23 protein-coding genes are annotated in these 21627 nt (G+C 65.3%); 12 read left to right on the top strand and 11 right to left on the bottom strand.

Annotated features, from left to right (window positions below; all coding sequences use genetic code 11):
• Window positions 1-5: 5 nt before the first annotated feature.
• From GE253_RS00595 to GE253_RS00605, 3 genes are read right to left on the bottom strand one after another with little or no spacing between them, the layout of a single operon-like run.
• Window positions 6-908, bottom strand: coding sequence for a lipid A biosynthesis lauroyl acyltransferase (locus GE253_RS00595; RefSeq protein WP_153202209.1), 903 nt, complete (start codon window positions 906-908; stop codon window positions 6-8).
• Window positions 895-1899, bottom strand: coding sequence for a tetraacyldisaccharide 4'-kinase (gene lpxK, locus GE253_RS00600; protein WP_153202210.1), 1005 nt, complete (start codon window positions 1897-1899; stop codon window positions 895-897). The genes GE253_RS00595 and lpxK overlap by 14 nt, the downstream gene beginning before the upstream one ends.
• A complete protein-coding gene (locus tag GE253_RS00605) occupies window positions 1896-3176 on the bottom strand; it encodes a 3-deoxy-D-manno-octulosonic acid transferase (protein ID WP_153202211.1) in 1281 nt (426 codons plus the stop codon). The genes lpxK and GE253_RS00605 overlap by 4 nt, the downstream gene beginning before the upstream one ends.
• Window positions 3177-3378: 202 nt before the next feature.
• On the opposite strand from GE253_RS00605, the gene GE253_RS00610 reads away from it, so the two are divergent.
• The 6 genes from GE253_RS00610 to GE253_RS26635 all read left to right on the top strand — a co-directional run bounded on the left by GE253_RS00610 (window position 3379) and on the right by GE253_RS26635 (window position 9236).
• Window positions 3379-3705, top strand: coding sequence for a hypothetical protein (locus GE253_RS00610; RefSeq protein WP_153202212.1), 327 nt, complete (start codon window positions 3379-3381; stop codon window positions 3703-3705).
• Window positions 3706-3803: 98 nt separating this feature from the next.
• Window positions 3804-4340 carry a hypothetical protein gene (locus GE253_RS00615; protein WP_153202213.1) on the top strand — a complete coding sequence of 179 codons (537 nt, stop codon included), beginning with the start codon at window positions 3804-3806 and terminating at the stop codon, window positions 4338-4340.
• Window positions 4341-4569: 229 nt separating this feature from the next.
• Window positions 4570-5019 (top strand): hypothetical protein, encoded by a 450-nt coding sequence (locus GE253_RS00620; RefSeq protein ID WP_153202214.1) that lies wholly within the window; start codon window positions 4570-4572, stop codon window positions 5017-5019.
• Between the two features lie 150 nt (window positions 5020-5169).
• The gene (locus tag GE253_RS00625; protein WP_153202215.1) at window positions 5170-6399 is read left to right on the top strand and encodes a peptidoglycan DD-metalloendopeptidase family protein; all 1230 of its coding nucleotides are present in this window, start codon (window positions 5170-5172) and stop codon (window positions 6397-6399) included.
• A gap of 2 nt (window positions 6400-6401) precedes the next feature.
• Window positions 6402-7862, top strand: coding sequence for a S41 family peptidase (locus GE253_RS00630; protein ID WP_153202800.1), 1461 nt, complete (start codon window positions 6402-6404; stop codon window positions 7860-7862).
• 48 nt (window positions 7863-7910) lie between these two features.
• Window positions 7911-9236: a divergent polysaccharide deacetylase family protein gene (locus tag GE253_RS26635; protein ID WP_153202216.1), complete on the top strand. Its 1326-nt coding sequence runs from the start codon at window positions 7911-7913 to the stop codon at window positions 9234-9236.
• Here GE253_RS26635 and GE253_RS00640 read toward each other — a convergent pair.
• The 4 genes from GE253_RS00640 to GE253_RS26435 form a co-directional block, all read right to left on the bottom strand.
• The gene (locus GE253_RS00640) at window positions 9202-9645 is read right to left on the bottom strand and encodes a hypothetical protein (protein ID WP_153202217.1); all 444 of its coding nucleotides are present in this window, start codon (window positions 9643-9645) and stop codon (window positions 9202-9204) included. The two genes, GE253_RS26635 and GE253_RS00640, sit on opposite strands and share 35 nt — an antisense overlap.
• Before the next feature lie 98 nt (window positions 9646-9743).
• Window positions 9744-10505, bottom strand: a complete 762-nt coding sequence (locus GE253_RS00645) for an SDR family NAD(P)-dependent oxidoreductase (protein ID WP_153202218.1) — start codon at window positions 10503-10505, stop codon at window positions 9744-9746.
• An 87-nt stretch (window positions 10506-10592) separates the two neighbouring features.
• Window positions 10593-11867 (bottom strand): pentapeptide repeat-containing protein, encoded by a 1275-nt coding sequence (locus GE253_RS00650; protein WP_153202219.1) that lies wholly within the window; start codon window positions 11865-11867, stop codon window positions 10593-10595.
• Window positions 11868-11876: 9 nt separating this feature from the next.
• Entirely contained in the window at window positions 11877-12863 is a 987-nt protein-coding gene (locus GE253_RS26435; RefSeq protein ID WP_173012424.1) for a protein phosphatase CheZ, read from the bottom strand.
• A 277-nt stretch (window positions 12864-13140) separates the two neighbouring features.
• Between GE253_RS26435 and GE253_RS00660 the strand changes: the two genes are divergently transcribed.
• Window positions 13141-14022 (top strand): ribose-phosphate diphosphokinase, encoded by an 882-nt coding sequence (locus GE253_RS00660; RefSeq protein WP_153202221.1) that lies wholly within the window; start codon window positions 13141-13143, stop codon window positions 14020-14022.
• 2 nt (window positions 14023-14024) lie between these two features.
• Here the strand turns inward: GE253_RS00660 and htpX are convergent, their stop codons facing one another.
• Window positions 14025-14951, bottom strand: coding sequence for a zinc metalloprotease HtpX (gene htpX / locus GE253_RS00665; protein WP_153202222.1), 927 nt, complete (start codon window positions 14949-14951; stop codon window positions 14025-14027).
• A gap of 150 nt (window positions 14952-15101) precedes the next feature.
• Between htpX and GE253_RS00670 the strand changes: the two genes are divergently transcribed.
• From GE253_RS00670 to GE253_RS00680, 3 genes are all read left to right on the top strand, one after another.
• Entirely contained in the window at window positions 15102-15281 is a 180-nt protein-coding gene (locus GE253_RS00670; RefSeq protein WP_153202223.1) for a succinate dehydrogenase assembly factor 4, read from the top strand.
• A gap of 158 nt (window positions 15282-15439) precedes the next feature.
• Window positions 15440-15943, top strand: a complete 504-nt coding sequence (locus GE253_RS00675; RefSeq protein ID WP_348770750.1) for a thermonuclease family protein — start codon at window positions 15440-15442, stop codon at window positions 15941-15943.
• An 83-nt stretch (window positions 15944-16026) separates the two neighbouring features.
• Window positions 16027-16572, top strand: coding sequence for a hypothetical protein (locus tag GE253_RS00680; protein WP_153202224.1), 546 nt, complete (start codon window positions 16027-16029; stop codon window positions 16570-16572).
• Window positions 16573-16579: 7 nt separating this feature from the next.
• Here the strand turns inward: GE253_RS00680 and fumC are convergent, their stop codons facing one another.
• Window positions 16580-17974 carry a class II fumarate hydratase gene (gene fumC, locus GE253_RS00685; RefSeq protein WP_153202225.1) on the bottom strand — a complete coding sequence of 465 codons (1395 nt, stop codon included), beginning with the start codon at window positions 17972-17974 and terminating at the stop codon, window positions 16580-16582.
• A 112-nt stretch (window positions 17975-18086) separates the two neighbouring features.
• Between fumC and GE253_RS00690 the strand changes: the two genes are divergently transcribed.
• A complete protein-coding gene (locus GE253_RS00690) occupies window positions 18087-18479 on the top strand; it encodes a hypothetical protein (RefSeq protein ID WP_153202226.1) in 393 nt (130 codons plus the stop codon).
• Between the two features lie 14 nt (window positions 18480-18493).
• Here GE253_RS00690 and GE253_RS00695 read toward each other — a convergent pair whose 3' ends face one another.
• Together GE253_RS00695 and GE253_RS00700 are read right to left on the bottom strand one after the other, a co-directional pair.
• Complete coding sequence (locus GE253_RS00695) at window positions 18494-19885, bottom strand: hypothetical protein (protein WP_153202227.1); 1392 nt, start codon at window positions 19883-19885, stop codon at window positions 18494-18496.
• A gap of 18 nt (window positions 19886-19903) precedes the next feature.
• Window positions 19904-21046, bottom strand: coding sequence for a hypothetical protein (locus GE253_RS00700; protein ID WP_153202228.1), 1143 nt, complete (start codon window positions 21044-21046; stop codon window positions 19904-19906).
• A 246-nt stretch (window positions 21047-21292) separates the two neighbouring features.
• Between GE253_RS00700 and trxA the strand changes: the two genes are divergently transcribed.
• The gene (gene trxA, locus GE253_RS00705; protein ID WP_153202802.1) at window positions 21293-21616 is read left to right on the top strand and encodes a thioredoxin TrxA; all 324 of its coding nucleotides are present in this window, start codon (window positions 21293-21295) and stop codon (window positions 21614-21616) included.
• The last annotated feature ends 11 nt before the right edge of the window (window positions 21617-21627 follow it).

The raw sequence follows: 21627 nt of genomic DNA on the forward strand, positions 1-21627 counted from the left end.
CGCCTTCAATCCGGCCAGCGGCGATGTTGCCACATCCACTGGCCGGGGTCGTCGCGCACCCAGTCGCCCAGCAAATCGTTAAGCTGGTGCATCACTGCCGCCGCGTCTGCCCGCATGTCGCCACTGCGGGCAAAACGCAAGGGGGGCAGCGCCTCCACCCGGAAACGCGCCGGCCCCAGCCGGATCACCCGCAGCGGCACCGCCGGAATGTCATAGCGCAGGGCCAGTTCGGCCAGCAGCGTGCCCGTCATCGCGTCCCGCCCCAGGAAGGGCACGGGAATGCCTTCGTTCAGTTTCTGGTCGATCAGCAGGCCGATATGGTTGCCAGCGCGCACGGCATCAACCAGACCGCGCGCCGCCTCCTTCCCCTTGGGCACCATGTGCCCGCCCAGCGCGGCGCGGGCGCGGGCCAGCATCTTGGCGACATAGGGGTTGTTGGGCCGGCGGAAAACATAGGTCAGGTCCAGCCCGAAACGGGATGCGGTGATGCCGCACATTTCCCAGTTGGCAAAGTGACCGGTGAAGACGATGCCGGCCCGCCCGTCATCGGCCAGCGCCTGCAAATGCTCCGCCCCCACCAGTTCAACATGATCGGTATAGCGGGCGGCGATATGGTCCAGATGCACATATTCACCCAAGGTGCGGCCCAGATTGTCCCAGGCCTGCCGCACCACCCTTTCCACCGCCGGCCCGTCCAATTCCGGCAGGGCGCGGGCAACGGCGCGCCGCATCCGGGCCGATGATGGCAGCCGCGGGCCCAGCGTGCGCATGATGAAGCCGCCGGTATTGGACGCCGCCACCGGCCCCAGCAGCCGCATGGATTTGATGAAGATCCAGGCCAGCACCGCTTCCAGCCGATAGAGCACCAAGCGGTTGAGTTTTCGCCGCAATTGGCTATGCGTCGCCATTGCCTACCCCGATCACACCATCCAACAGACGATCCAGCGCCGCCGCATCGCCCAGCGCCACCTGCACCGGCAGGATTTCCACCTGCGCCCGCAGCGACGGCGGCAGCCGCATGGCATCCTTTTCCGTCGTCACCGGCAGCGCGTCCAGCGCCGCCGCCCGGCGCAGCAATGCCGCCAGTTCATCCGCCATGTAAGGGTGATGGTCGGGAAAAGGAAGGGTGGCGACCGGCATGGCGCCGATGCGGCGCAGCGTATCGAAGAATTTTTCCGGCCGGCCGATCCCGGCGAAACCCAGCACCCGCCGCCCGGCCAGCCGGCTGGCCGCCACCGCATCGGGCACCAGCGCGGCGGTCAATAAGGGTAACCCGGCCGCCGCCGTCGCGTCGCGCACGCCCACAGCCGCCGGCCCTTCCTGGCCCATCAGCAGCACGGCCTGGGCGCGGGCCAGCCCAGCCGTCACCGGCTCCCGCAGGGGGCCGGCGGGGATCACCCTTCCATTGCCGAATCCGGCCCCGGCATCGGCGACGATCAGGGAAAAATCCTTGGCCAGGGCCGGGTTCTGGAAACCATCATCCATGATGATGGCCTGCACCCCGGCATCGCGCATCGCCCTTGCCGCTGCCACCCGATCCCGGCCAATCCAGGCCGGGATATGCCGGGACAGCAAGAGGGGCTCATCCCCCACATCGCCGGCCGTATGGCGATCCGGGTCAACCCGCAGCGGCCCGGCCAGCCGCCCGCCATGCCCGCGTGACAGGGCCGCAGCATTCAAGCCGCGCGCCCGCAACCGTTCCACCAGATAGCGCACCAGCGGCGTCTTGCCGGCCCCGCCGGCCACCAGATTGCCGACGCAGATCACCGGCACACCCGCCTTGACCGGCCCCCCCTGCCGCAGCCGCCGGGCCGTCACGCCCGCCCACAGGCAGGCCAGCGGCGCCAGGGCGGCAGCCGCCAGCCCCGCCGGGCGATACCAGAAGCCCGGCGCCTTCATCGGCCGATCCCGGCTTGGTGCAGCAACGGGGCCAGGGCGGCCATCACCCGGTCAATGGCCTGGGCATTGGCCTCTGCCACGGCGCGGGCGGCATCGGCCTGGGCCTGCCGGGCACTGGCATCATCGAACAGCCGGGCCAAAGCCGGTGCCAGATCATCCGGTCCCGCCAGCCGGCGCGCCCCGCCCGCCTGTTCCAACGCCGCCGCGATCTCCGCGAAATTATGCATATGCGGGCCATAGAGCACGGCACTGCCCAGCAGCGCCGGTTCAATCGGGTTATGGCCACCCACCGGCACAAAGGAACCACCGACAACACTGACCGGGCAGAGCCGGAACACCAACCCCAATTCCCCCAGCGTATCGACCAGGAACACATCCGTCTGCGGCCCCGGCCGTTCCCCCCGCGACCGTCGGGCGACGGAGAGATGGGCCGATGCCAGCAGATCGGCCACCGCATCGCCGCGCGGCGGGTGGCGCGGCACCAGTACCAAAAGGGCCTTGGGATGGTTGGCGCGCAACCGTCGCTGGGCGGCAATGGCCGCCGCCTCCTCCCCGGCATGGCTGGAGGCAAAACACCAGGGAAGCCGCCCCGCCAGCCGGGCGGCCAGCAGCGCCTGTTCCCCCGCATCGGCCGGCAGCGGGGCGGCGGAATATTTCAGATTACCCAGCGCCCGCACATCGCCGATGCCCAGGGTGCTGAGATAATCCGCCTCCACCTGCGTCTGCGCCAGGGCCAGCTGAAACACCGACAGCAGGCGCCGTGCCGATGCCGGGGCGCGGCGCCAGTTGCGAAAGCTGCGGGCACTCAGCCGTGCATTGACCAGGACACAGGGAAGCGCGCGGCGGCGGATGCCGGCCAGCAGGTTGGGCCAGAATTCAGACTCGATCCACAGCACCAGATCCGGGTGCCAATGGTCCAGAAACCCATCGACTGCCCCCGGCAGATCAACCGGCACATATTGATGGAAGGCGCGCGGCCCCGGCAGCCGCTTGGCCATCAGTTCGGCCGAGGTGACCGTCCCGGTGGTGACCATCACCTGACAGGCCGGGTCCGCCGCCAACAGCCGATCCACCAGCGGCAGCACCGCCAGCGATTCCCCCACACTGGCGGCATGGACCCAGACCAGCGGCCCCGGCGGCCGGGCCCGGCCGGGCCGGCCCAGCCTTTCGCCCCGGCGGGCCTTGTCTTCCTTGCCGCGCAACGCCCGCCGGTCCAACAGCCGCCGCACGGCCGGGCCGGCCAGATGGGTCAATCCGCGATAAATCAGCTCAAGCATGGAACGGGGGACTTCTCCGGGGCCAGGGGCCTGCCTGTTTAGCATGGGCAGCATCGGCACCGCCATGCCAGCAATCCGATGGCGCCGCGGCGCAAACTTGTCACAGGCTATGGCGCTTTCCGCCGCCCGGCTGCCGCAATCCCGCCCAGATGCCGGGTCAGCCTGTGTCATCCCCCAGGCAGTGGATCGGATAGGAACGACAATGAAAAACACACTCTCCCTCGCCGCGATGGCAGCCACGATGATGGCCCTGGCCCCGATGGGCGAAGCCTTTGCCGGCGACGATCACCGTCGCGGCGGCCGCCATCACGAACATCACCATTATTATTATGACCGCGACCCGCCGCGCGGCCGGCCGCATCATCATGACCACCACCATTATCACCGGCCACCCCCGCCGCCCGTGGTCTATCACCATTACGCGCCGCCGCCGCGCCCGCCCGCCACGGTGATCTATCGGGACATTTACCGGGATTACCCGACCGGCAATTCCTTCAACCTGAAAGTCCATATCGACGGGCGGCGCTAAAACCGTCGGAAAGACTTGACGCGGGGCCCCGTCGGCACGACCTTATAGGTCTTGCTGGCGGGGCCCGTTCTCCGTCTCGACAGGCTATGGAGTTTACCATGAACGTCGTTCCAGCCCATGGGCCGCGCGCCATCGCGCGCCTTGCCGCCGGAATTGCCACCCTGCTGGTACTGGCTTCCACCCCCGCCCTGGCGGAGGAAGCGGCACCGAAGGTAAATGGCTTCAAGCCCATCGAACGGTCGGTGACGCCGGGTGAGCGCGCGGCGGCCCAGTCCTATGCCCGCCCCAGCGCCACCCCCGGCGGTGCCATGCTGGGCATCACGGGTGACAGCGACAGCAGCGAACGCAACGGCGTGCAATTCTATATGAGCGGCGGCAGCCGGGCCGGCTGGGGCAACGTCAATTCGATGGGTTCCCGCCGTTCCAATGAACTGCTGGGCGACGGTATTGCCGTTTATAATGCGGAGCCGTTTTATTCGAACAATCGTGGCTATTACAGCCCCTATAGCGGCTACCGCCCGCCGCCGCCGACCATTCAATATAACCAATCCTTCCTGCGGCACATGTATAATGGCAATATTGCCGGTGTACCGTCGGTTTCCGCACCGCTGGAATTCTGGGACGGGCGCCGCTGAGACGACTGTCTTACGTCTCCTTGCCTGATGGTAAAGGCCCGCTCTGTTCAGAAAACGGCGGCGGGCTTTTTTGTACATAACCGCAGCACATAACGGGAATATTGCATCAGTCCCGCCTGTACCGCAAAGCAACCATTCGGCTGGTGATCATCTGCTGTGATATGGATCAAGGACATCAACCCGCCGGCGGGATGAAGTGGCGCCAATCCATTTCGCAGGAGCAGCAGAGATGTCGGAGACGGCCGACCAAATCCAGATTCACATTCCCTCATCGGAAGAGTTGCGCCAACGCACGGAGGAGGCGCGTGAGCGTGCCCGCCGCGCCCGCCATCATGCGGAGAACGAGGAGGCTCGCCGCGCTGCGCTGGAGGCTGAGCGCAAGCGCCGCCTGGGTCCGGCAGAAATCCGCCATCGGCTGACCGGCCTGGAAGAGGTGGTGGAACGCGGTGAATATCAGTTGATGCTGGAGCGTTTCCCCAGCGATCTCTGCGTCGATCGCGGCCGCGCCATCAACAATAATGAAGAGACCTGGCCGGCGACGCTCGCGGGCGTCGCCCTGCAGCTTTATCTGTTCTGGCAGGCGGAACTGCGCGATCTGGGCTATGGCATTACGGCCCGCATCCTGGAATTTCCGGATGACATTCCAGGCGATGCCGGCCTGTTCCTCACCTGGCAGTGAAAGCAGTATCGACCGGGCGGGCGGTTACGCCTACTATGGGGGCCGAATGGACCGGCCGGGAACAATCCGGCAGGATTCAACCACTTAATCCACCCGTCCTGACCCGTTGGGCCGGTGGGTGATTCGGGCCCGCCGCCGCCAGAGGAAGATTTGAGGATCGCGCCGTTTGCCTTCTGTCTGCTGTCACTGGCTGCTGCCGGGACCGCCCCTGCACAGAACAAGCCGGACGAGGCGCAAAAACAGCTGCAGGAAGTGCAGCGCGACCTGAAACAGGCCGACAGCCGCAAAAGCGCCCTGGATGCCAAGGCGGAAGCGCTGGAGAAGGAGCTGGCCGACCTGCGCGCCCGTTCGATTGAGGCGGCCGAGCAGCAGCGTGCCCAGTCCGATGAACTGGCCCGGCTGGAAGCAGCCCTGGCCGATCTGGGCCAGCAGGAACAGGAACGGCTGGCCAAGATCGAGGCGGACAGGGCCGCCCTGGCGGACCTGCTGGGCGCCCTGCAGCGCCTGTCCCGACTGCCGCCGGAAGCGCTGATCGCCCGGCCGCAACCGCCGGGCGACACGGTAAAGACGGCCCTGCTGCTGCGCAGCGCCGTGCCGGAACTGAAGGCGCGCGCCGATGCGCTGGCCAATCAGTTGACCGATCTGTCCAGCCTGCGTGCCAAGCTGGACACCCAGCGGACCAAGACGGAAAAGGCCACCGCCAGCCTGGCCGTGCGCCAGAAGGATCTGGCCAATCTGGTGGCGCGGCGGGAAGAAATCTCCCGCGCCACCGATGCCGAGCGCGAACAGCTGACCGGCACGGTCACCGCGCTGGCCGGCCGGGCCAGCGACCTGAAAGACCTGATCGAGAAGCTGGAGGCGGAGCGCAAGGCCGCATTGGCCCGCCAGCGCGCCGAAGAGGCTGCCCGCCGCCAGGCGGCAGAGGCCGAACGCGAACGCCGCGCCAAGGAGAAGGTGGCCACCCTGAAACGCGCCCCCACCCCGCCGCAATTAGGGGGTATGGTGGCACCTGTCGGTGGAACGGTTGTTGTCCGCTATGGGGAGGCGGACGAGGTGGGGGCGGTCAGCCGTGGCCTGACCTATCGCGGCCGCGCCAGCGGCCCGGTGGTGGCCCCGGCGGATGGCTCGGTGATGTTCGCGGGTCACTTCAAAGGTTATGGGCTGCTCTTGATCCTGGAACATCCCAACGGATATCATTCCCTGTTGGCCGGGATGGGGCGGATTGACGCCAAGCTCGGTCAACGTGTGCTGGGCGGGGAACCGGTGGGTCTTTTGTCGGGGGATGGGGCCCCGACGCTTTATTTCGAACTGCGGCGTGGTGGTCAGCCGGTCAACCCCACACGCGGCCTTTCAGGCTCCGACGGCAAAGGGCATGGTTGATGATGAAGAAGCTTCTCTCCTCGGCCGCGCTGGCGGCCCTTCTGGCCTTCTCTCCGGTGGCACTGGCGCCCCATGCCGCCACCGCGCGGGAGCCGCTGAAGTCGGAGACTTACAAGCAGCTTGACCTGTTCGCCGATGTGTTCGAGCGGGTGCGCTCCGAATATGTGGAGGAGGTCTCCGACGAGGATCTGATCTCTGCCGCCATCAACGGGATGCTCACCTCGCTGGACCCGCATTCCAGCTATCTGGACAAGAAAAGCTTTGCCGACATGCGGGTGCAGACCAAGGGCGAATTTGGCGGCCTTGGGATTGAGGTGACGCAGGAAAACGGCGTCGTCAAGGTGATCTCCCCCATGGATGACACGCCCGCCGCCAAGGCCGGTGTGCAGGCGGGTGATTACATCACCCATCTGAACGACGAATCCATCATGGGTATGGGCCTGAACGAGGCGGTGGAGAAGATGCGCGGCCCCGTGGGCAGCAGCCTGAAGGTCACCATCCGCCGGGGTGACCTGTCGCAGCCCATCAACCTCACCATGATCCGGGCCAGCATCAAGGTGCAGTCGGTGCGCTTCCGGGTGGAAGATAATGTCGGCTATGTCCGCATCTCCAGCTTCAATGAACAGACCCAGCCGGGGCTGGACAAGGCCATCACCAGCATCAAGGGCCAGCTGGGCGATAAGCTGATCGGCTATGTGCTGGACCTGCGCAACAATCCCGGCGGCCTGCTGGATCAGGCGGTTTCCGTCTCCGATACCTTCCTGGAAAAGGGGCGGGAGATTGTCTCCACCCGCGGCCGTGGCGGCAAGGAAGGCGACCGTTACGTCGCCAAGCCGGGTGATGCGACCGGCGGTCTGCCCCTGGTGGTGTTGATCAATGGCGGTTCGGCCTCTGCGTCGGAAATCGTGGCGGGCGCGCTGCAGGACCATAAGCGCGCCATCATCCTGGGCACGCAGAGCTTTGGTAAGGGCTCGGTGCAGACCATCATCCCGTTGCAGGGCAACCAGAGCGCCATGCGCCTGACCACGGCGCGTTACTACACGCCGTCCGGCCGCTCCATCCAGCAATTGGGCATCACCCCCGATATCGAGGTGCAACCCGCCAAGGTGGAAGAGCTGGCCCAGGCCGGTCGCCGGCGGGAGGCGGACCTGCCCAAGGCCCTGCGCAATACCGATCCGGCCGCCCAGCAGCGCCAGGCCAACCCGCAGGGCACGCCGACAACGCCGCCGGCAGCCCCGGCCCCCGGCAATAATGACAGCGCGCCGCAGGTGCAGGCACCGGGCACGCCGCCGGCCAATGGTGCGGTGCCGCCGGTCACCGCCGCCAACGTCAATGGCCAGCCGGAACCGGCACCGGTCGATTACCAGCTGCTGCGCGCCATCGATCTTTTGCGCGGGGTTTCCATGTTCAATCATGCCAAGCAGGCGGCGGCCGTTGCCCCCGCCGCATCCAACGCCAACTGACCCTGCCCGTCCGCCCCGTCCCCCTCGCTGAAACGAAACCGCTGATCCGTGGCCCTCTCCCTTCTCCGTAAGAAGCCCAAGGTGGGCACCGAACAGGCCAAGGACGACAGCGCAGCCGTGCTGGCGGCCCGTTTTGGCGTGGGCAAGGCGGGCGGCAATGAAAGCAAGGGGAAGGGCAAAGGCAAGGCAAAGGCCAAGGACGATCCCTTCATCAATCTGGATGCCGCTGCCGATGGCGATGGCGATGAGCTGCCCGCCCCCAAAAGGCGGAGTAAGGTGGCGGCGGCGAAGGGGGATCGGGCACCGGCATCCAAACCGCTGATCGCTGCCGGGGCGGTGGCGGGGGTTTTTCTGCTGGGGCTGGCCGGCACTGCCGTCTGGTTGGCGGTGATGGCGCATGACACGGCCGACCGGCTGACCGCATCGCGCCAGGTGGGACCGAAGCTGGCCGTGTTGCTGCCTGACGGCACCCCCCGCTTCCCCGATGCGCCGACACCAGCGGAAGTGGAAGCCGCCAAGGCAGAAGAAGCGCCGCTGGACCCGGTGGATATGCCGGTGACGTTACAGCCATCGCGCAACGACCTGTTGCTGGAACGGCTGCGCGTGGGGCTGGTGCCCAAGGTGGCGGCGGACGGCACCGCCCCCTGGCAGCATTATGCCCGCCCTTTCCCGCAGGATGACAAGCGCCCGCGCATCGCCATTGTGGTGACGGGCATGGGCCAGTCCGCCGCCGCCACCCAGGCGGCCATCGCTCGCCTGCCCGGTGCCATCAGCTTCGCTTTTGCCCCCACTACCCCGCAGCCCCAACCCCTGGTGGATGAGGCGCGGGAAAAGGGACATGAGGTGTTGCTGTCCGTGCCGATGCAACCCCAGAGCTATCCCGCCAGCGACCCCGGCGCCAACACCCTGCTGACGACCCTGTCGGACGAGGAAAATGTGCAGCGGCTGGAGGCGACGCTCGCCGCCTTCACCGGCTATGTTGGCCTGACCAGCCGAACGGACAGCGGCACGGCCTTCCTGACCCAGCGGGACAATCTGCGCGCCGTGCTGCAACAGGTGCAGCGGCGCGGGTTGGTCTATCTGGACCTGTGGCAGGTGCAGGGCAGCAAGGTGGCCCCGCTCGCCAAGGAACTCTCCCTGCCCCGCGCCTTCAGTGACTTGCAGATCGACCGGATGCCATCGGCCATCGGCATTGATGAACAACTGGCGCAGTTGGAACGGCTGGCCCAGGCCAATGGTGTGGCCGTGGGCTTTGCGGAAGCGCAGAACCCGGTGGTGATCGAACGGCTGTCGCTCTGGGCTGGCACCCTGCGCGACCGGGGCATCGTGCTGGCCCCGGTCACGGCGGTGGTGAACCGGCAGGCGGATCGGTGAGCGAGAAGAGATGATTTCCGTTCCCGGACGCCCGTATCACTTGCCTCTGATAAAGCGCATTGTCGCCGAAAGAAGAAACAAAAAGATCGAAATAGATATAAATGAAAAAAACAAAAACAACCACGAACTCATAGTCCGCGACCGATTCACAACAACCAGCCCCATAATCAACAATTAAATTTACGATAAAGTTCGGCATTGTGAAAAAATGCTCTGGGTAGCGTACCCAGAAAAACGACATCAGCAGCACCTCTACCGCAACAGCCAAAATCATAAGAATTTTCCTGAACAAGCAGGCAGACGAACATTTATTCATGTTTCCTGGCCGGCCAGAAAAGGCAGGAACAGAAAATCCCAAATGGGAGAAGCGGCTCATCTCCTTATCGCTGAGCAAGAATTTCCAATTCATCGAACCCGCCTACCAGATGCCTGAAACCATCAAGTAGATTAGGGCAGAAAAATTCACGTTTTTCCCGCCCTTGCGAATAAGTGACCAAAACCCTGGCATTACCCCTTCCGCGGTGCCCGCATCAGCACGCCATCCACCAGCCCCGGCGGCAGCACGCCCAGCAGCCAGGAGACGACATAGGTGGGCCAGGGAAACGCGATGCGGGCGGGGTTGCGGGTCAGGCGCTGGCGGATCAGCCGGGCGGCCGGCGCTGCCTGCATCAGGAACGGCATGGGGAAGCGGTTCTTGGCCGTGATGCGGCTGACCACGAAGCCAGGGCAGATCACCGTCACGCCCACCCCTTGCGGGGCCAGGTCCAACCGCAGCGCCTCCCCATAGACCCGCACCGCCGCCTTGGACCCGCAATAAGAGGCCGCCCCCGGCAGGCCCCGGAAACTGGCGAGCGAGGCCATCAGGGCAATCTGTCCCCGCCCCCGCGCCGTCATGGCCGGGATCAGCGGATGGATGCTGTTCAGCACCCCATCCAGATTGACGGCAAAAATCTCCCGCGATTGTTCAGCACTTTCCACCGCCCCACCACTGCCCGCCGAAATACCAGCATTGGCAATGGCAAGGTCGATGGGGGCCTCGTCATCGCGGGCGGCCAGCCAATCCGCCATAGCGGCGCGGTCGGCCACATTCAGCACATCCGCTGTCACCAGCGCCCCTTTGGCCCGGCAGGCATCGGCCACCGAGGCCAACCGCCCGGCATCCCGCCCGGTCAGCGACAGGCGGATGCCAGGGCCGGCATAATCCAGCGCCAGCGCCTCCCCGATGCCGCTGGAAGCACCGGTGATCATGATATGGGCGGGGTTGCGCATGGGATTGAAATCCAAAAGCAGGAGACAGCTTTGGGCAACGCGGCGACGGTCGTCGCCCAAGCCATTGCCGGTCAACCGAACACAGCGTTAATGCTGCAACCCGCGTGCGCCGTCCAGCATCATGCCGTTGGTGTCGGCCCCGTCCAGCACAACACCGGTCAGATCGGCACCGCTGAAATTCACCCCCACCAGCTTGGCCTGGCGGAAGATGGCGGCGGCCAGCCGGGCGCGGACCAGGGAGGTGCGCACCTCGTGCCCGCGCGCGGTTTTCAGCATGGACAGGTCGGCCCGTTCCAGATTGGCGTCGATCAGGTTGGCGCGGTCCATCACAGCACCCCGCAGATCGGCAAAGCGCAGATCGCTGGACCGCAAATCCACGCCCGACATCTGCACGGCCTGCATCTGGGCGCCGCGCAGATCGGCGCCGCGCAGGCGGGTATTATTGGCCTTCATCAGGGTCAGCACCCGGCCGGACAGGTCCATGCCGGACAGATCCTGGCCGCTGATATCCAACTGGTGCCCGGTACGGCCGGCGCTGCCCACCCATTGCGCATGGGCGGTCAGCATTGCCTCCAACTGTTCGGCATTGGGGCGGGTGATGGCGGGGGCCGTGGACTCCGGCTCATAGGCCGCCTCTTCCACCGGTTCGGCTGGGGCCTCCCGGCGGCGCATATCGGCGTCGGTGCGGATGGAAGCCGCCAACGCCTCGGCCCGCACCTTGGCCCCGGCCAGATTGGCGCCGCGCAGATCGGCATCGGCCAGATCGGCCCCATCCAGATTGGCCCGCACCAGCTTGGCGTCGCGCAGGTCCAGCCGGGTCAGCTGCGCGCCGGCCAGCACCGCACCGGAAAAATCCGTCGCCCGCGCGGTGGAGCCGCTCAGCCGCGCGCGGGTCAAATCGGCATCCACCATCACGGCCGCACTGATATCAGCCGGCCCGATCTCCATCCCCAGAATGCGGAAATCGGTGCGGGTGGCGCTGGCCATGGCCCCGTCCCGCAGGTCGCATTCCACCATGCGCGCGCCCGTCAGCACGGCCCCACGCAGCGTTGCCGCCCGCAAATCCGTCCGATGCAGCTGGGCGCGGCTGAGGTCCGCCTCGCTGAGGTCACAACCGAACAGGTCGGCATAATCCAGCTTGGCCCCGGTAAAGCTGGTGCGGCGCAGGATGGCGCCCGACAGGTTGGCATTGGTCAGGTTGCGTCCGTTGAAGGACATGCCCGACAGATCAAAGAAAGGCAGGCTGAGCTTGGCCCCCCCCGCTATGCCGGACAGATAGGCCAGATGTCGCTCGCACGCACGGTCCAACTGCGCCTGGGTCAGACGCACGCGGGGGGCGACATGATTGGCATCTGTTCCCATGGGCTTTGCTTATCCAAACAAGGCGTCGATATCGGCTTGTGAAACCGTCCCCCCCGAAGACGGTGGTGGGGGCGGCGGGGGCGGAGGCGGCGGAGGCGGTGGAGGGGGCGGCGGTGGGGGAGGAGGCGGCGGCGGCGGCGGTGGAGGGGGCGGCGGCGGTGCCATCTCCTCTTCCGTCAGGCCCCAATCATCCATGGATGTCATGTCCCCGCCACCGGCAGCCGGCGGGCTGGAATCCAGGCTGTCGAACAGGGCATCGATATTGGCCTGGCTCACCGCTTCCAGCGCCGGGCCATGCAGCAGATGCTTGTCCGGCCTGTCATCATCGGGGCGCAGCGCGATCAACCCGTCGGCACCCAGCTTCTTGGCGCCGGCGTCGGTATCCTCCACGCCCCAGATTTCGATCATCGTGTTCACCCGCTGCTCGATATAGCGCAGGGTGTTGACGACCTTGGTGGTGCGCTGACCTGTAATGTCCTGGAAGGAACAGGCGGTCATGATCTCGATGGTCTGGGCATCGATATCATTGGTGATGTCGCTGGGCGGCAGGCGGGCGACCAGCGCCTGTATCCGCTCCGTGGCATTGAGAATGTCGGAGGTGGCGCGTTCGGTGGCGGTGACGATGGCGTCCAGCTCGTTGGTGGCGGCCATGATGCGGTTGGCACCGGCATCCATGGGGCGAAGCTGGGCGATTTCCTGGCGCGTCTGCTCGATATAGTTGGAGAGCTGTTTCAGCTCCTCCCGCATGATATGCAGATGCGGGCTCTGGGTATCGGCCACGGCGGCCGGCGTGCCGGCCTGCGAAAGGCGCCCCACCTGCTCCGTCATCTGGGACAGCAGGGCCCGCCAGTCATCCTGGGCGACGATGCGGGTCTGGCGGTCACGCATACGCAGGAAGGCGCGCCCCCGGGCGGAAGCCAGCAGCGCTTCCTCCAGCGCCGTGTATTCCTTCTCGGAAAGCTCCAACGGATCCATTACGCCTCCAAGCCCGATCATGGGCCCACCCCTTGCCGCCATCCGGTGCAACGTTGATCATACATGACACCCCCTTTCAACGTCACCGGGGGCACACGCAAAGACCAGCGAAACCGGTATATCCTAAAGCATATGATCGATACCGGGATAAATCGTTTCACCGCGCCGCGCCACCAACAAGTGTTGGCGGACCTCACAGAGGTGATTTGATCCGTCGCAAGGCCGGTGTACGCTGCAAGCGTTAAAGAAATCGTCACCAGCCGCGCGCTGGGCAAAGGATTTACTGAGGAACGAGGCGATGGAGATATTGATCGGCTTTCCAGAAGGGGAAATGCTGGCGACCCGGCTGGCCGAGGCGCTGGCCTTGCCACTGCATCAGGCGGCCTTGCACCGTTTCCCCGACGGCGAAAGCCTGGTGCGGCTGGAGGCGGCACCGACGCGGGCCATCATCGTCCGTTCGCTCAATCAACCCAATGACAAGCTGGTGGAGCTGCAATGGCTGGCCGGCGCGCTGCGCGAACGCGGCTGCACGGAGCTGACATTGGTTGCCCCCTATCTGGCCTATATGCGCCAGGATATGGAGTTCAACCCCGGCGAGGTGGTCAGCCAGCGCATCATGGGGCGCTGGCTGGGGGGCCTGTTCGACTGTATCGTCACCGTCGATCCGCATCTGCACCGCACCCATGATCTGGGGGAGGTATTCCCCGGCAGCCGCTGCGCCGCCCTGACCGCCGGCCCCCTGCTGGGCGACTGGGCGCGCCGCCAGGGGGCCGATGCCAGTTGGGTGATTCTGGGGCCGGACGAGGAATCGGCGCATCTGGTGCAGGGTGCCGCCCAGACCGCCGGTGCCCAGCCGCTGGTGGGGCTGAAGGTGCGGCGCGGCGACCATGATGTCTCCGTCGGCCTGCCCGAAGGAACCGACCTGACCGGCCGCACCGTGCTGCTCGTCGATGATATTGTCAGTTCCGGCAGCACCCTGATCGATGCGGCCAAGGTGGCCTATGCCCATGGTGCCGCCCGGGTGCTGGCCGCCACCGTCCATGCCGTATTCCCGATGGAACGGATGGCGGCCTTCCAGGCGGCAGGCATTGGCACGGTGGTATCTGCCGACGGCATCCCCCACCCCACCAATGCCATCGGTCTGGCCGACCTGATCGCTGAAAGCCTGGTGACGGTTTAGGCTCAACCCCACGGCCCGGGCCGGCGGCCACCCCCGCCGGCGCTGGGCACGCTGCCGCCGGACCGGCGGGGGCTGAAGGGGCTGCTGCCCGTCACCATGGCCCGCAGGCGGCCCACCCGCTCGGCCGTGCTGGGATGGGTGGAAAACAGGCTGTCCAACCCGCGCCCATGCAGCGGGTTGATGATGAACATATGCGCGGTGGCGGGGTTATTTTCCGCCGCCATGTTGGGCACCAGCCGCGCCCCGTCATGAATGCCTTCCAGCGCATCGGCCAGCCAGTCGGGCCGACCGCAGATTTCGGCGCCGATGCGGTCAGCCTCATATTCGCGGGACCGGCTGATGGCCATCTGCACCAGCATGGCACCCAGCGGTGCCAGAATGGCCACCAGGATGGACCCGACAATCCCCAGCGGATTGTTGCGGTTATCATGCCCGCCAAAGAACAGGCCGAAATTGGCCAACATGGACAGGGCACCCGCCAGCGTGGCGGTGATGGTCATGATCAGCGTGTCGCGGTTCTTGATATGCGCCAGCTCATGCGCCATCACGCCCGCCACCTCCTCCGGGCTCAACCGTTCCAGCAGGCCGGTGGTGGCGGCCACGGCAGCATTTTCCGGGTTGCGGCCGGTGGCAAAGGCGTTGGGCTGGTCATTCTGGATGATGAAGACGCGCGGCATGGGCAGGCCGGCGCGCTGCGACAGGCGCTGCACCATGCCGTAAAATTGCGGGGCGCTGGCGGCATCCACTTGGCGAGCGCCGTACATGCCCAGAACCATCCTGTCCGCGTTCCAATAGGCGAACAGGTTGGTGGCCAGCGCCAGACCCAAGGCGATCATCATGCCGCCCTGGCCGCCCAGCATGAATCCGACCGCCAGGAACAGGCCGGTCAGACCCGCCAACAATATTGCGGTACGGAAATAGCCGCTCATCTCTCTCCTCCGGCTCTGCGCCGTCATTAGAAGGGCGGATCGCCGCCCCGTCGCTGAAGATATGGGAATGCCGCCCCCGTTCCATCAAGGCTTGGCAGAATGGCGGGGCCGCGCCATATCAACAGCAGACCAGACTGAAAGGCCCGGACCATGACGGAAAAGAATCAGGAAAAGACCACCGGCGCGGCCACGCCAACGGCAGAAAACACGCCGCCGCCCGCCCGGCCGGCCGCCATCCCGCAGCCACCCGGTGAAATTGGCGGGCGCGAGGGGCCGGAACCAACCCGCTATGGCGATTGGGAAGTGAATGGCCGGTGCAGCGACTTCTAACCTTCCCGGTTGTATCTGTACCTACTTGTATGCATGAAGGGGATGATCATCCCCTCTTGTGTACGCTTTAGGATAATGATCTCAAAATCACTTCTGTAGCGGCGCATAATGCGGTAGGTTTGGGGCGGTCATATCCTGCACCCAAGGCCCCCTTCCCCGTGTTCCGCCGCTGGCTTCCCACCACCCTGTTTGCCCTGGCGCTGGCTTTGCCCGGCGCCAGTTCTGCTGCCCCGCGCCTGAACGGGCCGGTGGAGGCGCGGGTGGTCGAGGTGGTGGACGGCGATACGCTGGCCGTGCGCGTCACCGTTTGGCTGGACCAGGAGGTGGTGACGCGGGTGCGGCTGGAAGGGATCGACACGCCGGAAAGCCGCTCCACCTGTGCCACCGAAAAGGCGATGGCCCGCGCTGCCAAGGACAAGCTGGCCGGACTGGTGCGGGAGGCCATGGTGGATCAGGGCAAGGGCACCATCACGCTTTATAACGTCGTCTATGATAAATATGGCGGCCGGGTGCGGGCGCAGGTGCGGTTGGCCGACGGCACCGATGTGTCAGAGGCGCTGATCCGCGCCGGGGCCGCCCGCGCCTATAATGGCGGCAAGCGCCAGCCCTGGTGCGGGGTGGCCGATGCCGGCGGCGGCGGCGCGCGGGATGAAGAAGGCTGAATCCGAAGGGAACTATTGCGGGCGATGGCGCGTTCTTCACGCGGATAACCATCCCTGGCGCGAACCCATGGAGGCCTTTCGCCTTGTCCAGAATTCTGCTGACCGCCCTCGTCGCCGTGTCTTTGACAAGCCCCACCCTGGCGCAAACCGCCGACCAGCCGCCTGATCCCGGCTTCACGCTGGAGGTGCGGGGCGGCCCGACGGACATCCCGCCTGAACAGTTCCGCCGCGACGTGCTGGCCGCCCTGCCGGCCGATCTACTGGACCCGGCGCGCAATTTCACCGGTGCTGACGGCTATCAGCGCGACGGACGTTACCGGATGGTGCTGCTGTTCCATCGCGGCGCGGAGGAGGCGGCAACGGGTAATCTCTGTACTGCCGCGCAGGCCCAGACATTGCCGGCCCCGCCGGCCGACCTGAAGAATCTGCGCAGCACCACCCATCTGGTGGCGGCTTTCTGCGAGAATGACAAGGCCCGCGCCATCGCGCGGGACCAGACGGTGGGAGAAACCGGCCCGCAACAGGCCAGTTTCCGTTTCCTGGTGGCCGATGTGGCCAAACAGCTGTTCCCCAGCGGCTTTAACGTGCTGCCGGGCGTGGGGGCGGCCGCACCGGTGGTCGCCCCCTGATCGGGGGTCAGCCCGGATGCACCATATGGGCGGGCACGACCCATTGCTGGAACTGCTCCTCCGTCAGCAGGCCCAGCGCCAGCCCAGCCTCCATCAGCGTCGTGCCCTCATGATGCGCCTTCTTGGCGATCTTGGCGGCATTGTCGTAACCGATATGCGGGTTTAGTGCCGTGACCAGCATCAGGCTTTCGCTCATCAGCTTGGCGATGCGGTCGGTATTGGCAGTGATGCCCACCACACAATTCTCGGCAAAGCTGCGGCTGGCATCAGCGATCAGCCGGACCGACTGCAACAGGTTGTAGATCAGCACCGGCTTGAAGACATTCAGCTCAAAATGGCCGGTGGCGCCAGCATGGGTGATGGTGACATGGTTGCCCATCACCTGGGCACACACCATGGTCATGGCTTCCGACTGGGTGGGGTTCACCTTGCCGGGCATGATGGAACTGCCCGGCTCATTCTCCGGTAGGCTGATCTCCCCGATGCCGCTGCGCGGGCCGCTGCCCAGCAGGCGGATATCATTGGCGATCTTCATCAAGGAGACGGCCAGCGTGTTCAGCACGCCCGAGGCCTCCACGATGCTGTCATGGGCGGCTAAGGCTTCAAACTTGTTGGGGGCCGTCACAAAGGGCAGGCCGGTGATATCGGCCACTTCCGTCGCAAAGGCCACATCAAAGCCCACGGCCGCATTCAGACCGGTGCCCACCGCCGTGCCGCCCTGGGCCAGTCGCAGCAGGGCCGGCAGGGCCGCCCTGGCCCGCTCCACCCCATAGGCCAGCTGCTGGGCATAGCCGGAAAATTCCTGGCCCAGCGTCATCGGCGTGGCATCCTGCAGATGCGTGCGACCGATCTTGACGATGGCGCTGAATTCCGTCGCCTTGGCCGCCAATGCTGCCTGCAACTGCTCCAGCGCCGGGATCAAGGCATGGTGGAACTGTTCCGCCGCCGCGATATGCATGGCGCTGGGGAAAGTGTCGTTGGAGCTTTGGCCGCGATTGACATGATCATTGGGGTGGATCGGCTTCTTCGACCCCATCTCCCCGCCCAGCATCTCAATGGCGCGGTTGGAGATCACCTCATTGGCATTCATGTTGGTCTGGGTGCCGGAACCGGTCTGCCAGACCACCAGGGGGAAATGATCATCCAGGCTGCCATCGATCACCTCTTCCGCCGCAGCGGCGATGGCCTGGCCCAGCTTCGGCTCCAGCGTGCCCAGCGCGACATTGGCCTTGGCGGCAGCCTTCTTGGCGATGCCCAGCGCGCGGATCAGCGGCTTGGGCATCCGCTCCCCGCCAATCTTGAAATTCTGCAGCGACCGCTGGGTCTGCGCCCCCCAGTAACGGTCTGCCGGCACCTCAATCGGGCCAAAACTGTCGGTTTCGATGCGGATAGTGGCGGCCATGGGGCCTGCTCCTCGAAAATTGTGCAGCGATGGGCGTCGGGCGGGAACCGGGGGCATTGCCGCCGCGTCATTCATATGGGAACCTGATGACGCGATGGGAGGGGGAAATCCGATGCGCTGCCAAGCGGGAAATAAACGTTACCGTTGGGTGGTCGTGTGCTGCGCTGGCTGGCTCTGCACTGCCCCGGTGGCAGCCCTGGCCGACAGCCAACCACAAAACGGGCTGACGCAGTTCCACCTGAAGAAGGGCCAGGGCAAACCCACTATCCTGGCCGGGCAGGTGAAGGAGAAGCCAGTCAAGGCCGGGACACCGCGCCGCAAGCATCAGCCACCGGCTGTAACACCGCCCCCGGCACCCACTGTAACCCCGACGGAACCGGAATTACGCCCCCAGCTGACAGCAGAGAATCCGTTTGGTCCGCCACCAAAGGTGCCCGGCGAACTGTCCAGCCGTATCCGCGTCGCCGGCAAGGGCCTGAAACTGGGTGTGCGGATGCCGCTGTGAGGCAGGCTGGCGGCTTACCAATATTGCCGGTGCCATTCCTTATACAGCCGCGCCGCCTCTTCTGATCCGGCAACGATTTCCACCAGACGCAGACTGTTGAACATATGGCGGGCGCCCTCCGGTGACAGGGTGCCGTCACGGTTGCGGGGGGTCTTGCGCAAGGCGGCGTTGGTCTGCTGTTCCAGCCGCCGCCTGATATCGGTGATGCGGTTGGAAACTTCTTTCTGAATGCCCAGCGCTCCCGCCATCCGGGCGGCGCGGCGCAGGGCCAGCATCTGCTGTTCGGCCTTCTTGATGGTGTCAATATCGGCGGCCTGGCCGTCGCTGGGGAAAACCGCGTCAATCGCCGCTGTACTGACCTTGTCGCAGACATTCTTCAGCACGAATTGGGCCACTTCCCCCCGTGCTGTCTGCATCTTGCCGGACAATTCCTTATCCCGCATCCCCTGCACCATATCGTGGATGGAGCCCAGCCCATCGGCCAGCCGCTCCGCCACATTGGCCAGCCCATCCAGTTCAGCCTGCCGGGGGACCAGGCTGTCAGAGACCAGACCACTGGTCTGGCGCAGCAGATTGCTGACGATATAGCCGGACATTTCCCGCGTCATCACCTCCTTCTCCTGCGGCGGGCCACCCAGCCGCAGGTCACCCAGCAGGCGCAGCAGGTCACCCGGTCGCTGCATCCGCGATGACAGCACGCGCACCAGCGGCATGGTCTGGCGCATATCCTCCCGCCCCATGTCCAGCAGCACCTTGCGCAGGGTTTCCAGATGGCTTTCCGACAGGGTGGCAATGGGGCGGGGCGGCAGGGTGGATTTCAGCTTTTCCACCGGTGCGGCAATGCTGACGATTTCCTTGATCACCTCCAACTGGCGGATCACATCATCGTCACGGCCGAACAGGGTCACCTTCTGTTTCAGATTGGCGTCGCATTCTGCCAGCACCCAACCCAGGATTTCGGCGCCGGTTTGCCAGAGCGGATCGCAGAGATTGGCCAGCAACTCCCCATCATTGGGATCAATCCGGCTTACCGCCTGCTGTACCTGCTGTTGCAGGGCCGTCGGTATCCGGTCTTTCAGCGCCCGCCAGCAGGGGGTCAGCGTGCTGCGGCTGATGCGGCCCAGGCGACGGCTGTAATTTTCCTGATCATCCAGCAGGTCTTCCACCGGGCGGAAGAACAGCCGGCAGGCCGTCTGCCGGCGCGGTGGCCGCAGATTGGCCAGACGCGGCCGAAGGGCGGCAAAAACACTGCTGACCTCCGGCTTGTCACCAACCTGATCCAACAGGCGGTAAATCTGCAACAGCTTGGTATCCGACAGGCGATTGGCATCGCCCATCAGCGCCATCCAGTCGCCGCCGGCATTCTCTGTTGCCTGATTTTGGCCCGACTGCGGGGGCCGGTTCATCGCTGCCATCCCCCACCCTCACGCCATCACGGCTTTGAGTGCCTCAAGCCGCATTACCGCCTCCAGATCCAGAACGCCGGCACCCATATCCTGGTTGCCGCGCACCCAGCGGCGCTGCAACCGGTTGATTGTTTCAATATCCGCCGTTGCTGTCAGCACGGGGCCGATCTCTTCCCGCGGGATCGCCGGCAGCAGACAGGACAGTTCACCCACCAGTTCACGCTTGGCCGACGGGCTGGCGTTACGGACATTCTCCCAGAGGATCAGCAGGAAATCCCAGCCATCCAGCAACCAGGCGATCCGCCCGACCTGATCGGTTATCTCCTTCCGCAGGCGAGGGGCATCGTGCACGATCTGCATCGGGTCACGACAGGCGGCATCCAGCCGGCCGAGGCGCTGCTGCACCTGGGCCAATGTCTGACGGGCCACCGTCGCGCAATAGGCCCCCAGCGGTGCCGCCTCAGATCCATCCAGTTCCGCCCATTCCGCCAGTTCCGTGCCGAACGCCTCCAGCCGGATATTCAAGATGCGCAGGCGTCCCGGCCGGGGGCATTGGGACAGGCCCACAGGGGCGACCACCACACCCAGATCATCTACCCGACCAGCCAGTTCATCGGGGGCAATGCCCACCATCCCAGCCACCTTGGCCAAGGCCTGGCGGGCCAGGCGCTTGCTGTCATCCGGGGTCATCTCGGGGCGCAGCAGGTCGGCAGCCCCGATCCCCACCAGCTTCAACAGTTCGGTGACCAGGATGAACTGGGTCAGCACCAGATACTGGCTGTCCAGCTCCAGCAGCTCTGCCGCGCGGGCCGCTGCATCCGGCCCGCAGATGCCGGTGGCCTGCACATCCAGCACCGCCCGGCGCACCTGTTCCGGCGAATGGCTCTCCAGCGCCTCAATCTGTTCAAACAGGATACGGTCATGCACTGTCAGCGTCATCACCGAGGAAAGGCCCTTCATCGGTATGACATAATTGCCCCTGCCTGTCGTAAAATTGGGCAACAGAAATTCAAAACGATTGTCGCCATCCCGGCGTAACCGGGCCTGGCTGAGCAAAGGCGTAGTGAAGGGGATGGAAATCCCCCTTTCCTGAAAGGTTGCCGGCTGCTGATCGCCCGACACCAGCCGCGCATTCCGCGCGATACCACTCTCATCTGTCATCGCGCCCGCCACCCAACATCACTGTCCGGGACTTTAGCACTGCATTCATTCGATTAATATTTCATATTCAGAGCAATATGTCAGTCTTCTCCTATGGCGCTCTTCGCTTTCCCTCCCAGCCCCCTCCACTGGCCGCAGTGCAGCCGTGCACATCCGTTCGGCTTGACCAGGGGTCGGGGCACTGCCTACATTTCATGTCGAGAGGCGGCCGGCTGGCCGCAGAAACCCGAATCCGCCGAGGATATGATGACTGCCCCGATCAAAATTACCGATGCCAGCTTCGAAGCCGATGTTCTGAAGGCGTCCGGGCCGGTCCTGGTCGATTTCTGGGCTGAATGGTGCGGCCCCTGCAAGCAGATCGCCCCGGCCCTGGATGACATTGCCGCTACCCTGGGCGACAAGGTGACCATCGCCAAGCTGAACATTGATGATAACCCGATGACCCCGGGCCGTTACGGCGTGCGCGGCATCCCCACCCTGATGCTGTTCAAGGATGGTCAGGTTGCCGCCACCAAGGTTGGCGCGCTGCCGAAGACCCAGCTGCAGAACTGGATTGCCGACAACATCTGATCCTGCTGTTC

This window comes from Niveispirillum sp. SYP-B3756 (assembly GCF_009495745.1).
In the GTDB taxonomy this organism is placed as follows: Bacteria; Pseudomonadota; Alphaproteobacteria; order Azospirillales; family Azospirillaceae; genus Niveispirillum.

Coding starts and splice junctions, on each gene's coding strand:
- GE253_RS00660 (WP_153202221.1), top strand. CDS start 13,141: ATGGAGATATTGATCGGCTTTCCAGAAGGGGAAATGCTGGCGACCCGG.
- GE253_RS00615 (WP_153202213.1), top strand. CDS start 3,804: ATGAACGTCGTTCCAGCCCATGGGCCGCGCGCCATCGCGCGCCTTGCC.
- GE253_RS00640 (WP_153202217.1), bottom strand. CDS start 9,645: ATGAATTGGAAATTCTTGCTCAGCGATAAGGAGATGAGCCGCTTCTCC.
- GE253_RS00605 (WP_153202211.1), bottom strand. CDS start 3,176: ATGCTTGAGCTGATTTATCGCGGATTGACCCATCTGGCCGGCCCGGCC.
- fumC (WP_153202225.1), bottom strand. CDS start 17,974: ATGGCCGCCACTATCCGCATCGAAACCGACAGTTTTGGCCCGATTGAG.
- lpxK (WP_153202210.1), bottom strand. CDS start 1,899: ATGAAGGCGCCGGGCTTCTGGTATCGCCCGGCGGGGCTGGCGGCTGCC.
- GE253_RS26435 (WP_173012424.1), bottom strand. CDS start 12,863: ATGATCGGGCTTGGAGGCGTAATGGATCCGTTGGAGCTTTCCGAGAAG.
- htpX (WP_153202222.1), bottom strand. CDS start 14,951: ATGAGCGGCTATTTCCGTACCGCAATATTGTTGGCGGGTCTGACCGGC.
- trxA (WP_153202802.1), top strand. CDS start 21,293: ATGACTGCCCCGATCAAAATTACCGATGCCAGCTTCGAAGCCGATGTT.
- GE253_RS00670 (WP_153202223.1), top strand. CDS start 15,102: ATGACGGAAAAGAATCAGGAAAAGACCACCGGCGCGGCCACGCCAACG.
- GE253_RS00645 (WP_153202218.1), bottom strand. CDS start 10,505: ATGCGCAACCCCGCCCATATCATGATCACCGGTGCTTCCAGCGGCATC.
- GE253_RS00695 (WP_153202227.1), bottom strand. CDS start 19,885: ATGAACCGGCCCCCGCAGTCGGGCCAAAATCAGGCAACAGAGAATGCC.
- GE253_RS00650 (WP_153202219.1), bottom strand. CDS start 11,867: ATGGGAACAGATGCCAATCATGTCGCCCCCCGCGTGCGTCTGACCCAG.
- GE253_RS00620 (WP_153202214.1), top strand. CDS start 4,570: ATGTCGGAGACGGCCGACCAAATCCAGATTCACATTCCCTCATCGGAA.
- GE253_RS00630 (WP_153202800.1), top strand. CDS start 6,402: ATGAAGAAGCTTCTCTCCTCGGCCGCGCTGGCGGCCCTTCTGGCCTTC.
- GE253_RS00610 (WP_153202212.1), top strand. CDS start 3,379: ATGAAAAACACACTCTCCCTCGCCGCGATGGCAGCCACGATGATGGCC.
- GE253_RS00690 (WP_153202226.1), top strand. CDS start 18,087: ATGCGCTGCCAAGCGGGAAATAAACGTTACCGTTGGGTGGTCGTGTGC.
- GE253_RS00595 (WP_153202209.1), bottom strand. CDS start 908: ATGGCGACGCATAGCCAATTGCGGCGAAAACTCAACCGCTTGGTGCTC.
- GE253_RS00700 (WP_153202228.1), bottom strand. CDS start 21,046: ATGACAGATGAGAGTGGTATCGCGCGGAATGCGCGGCTGGTGTCGGGC.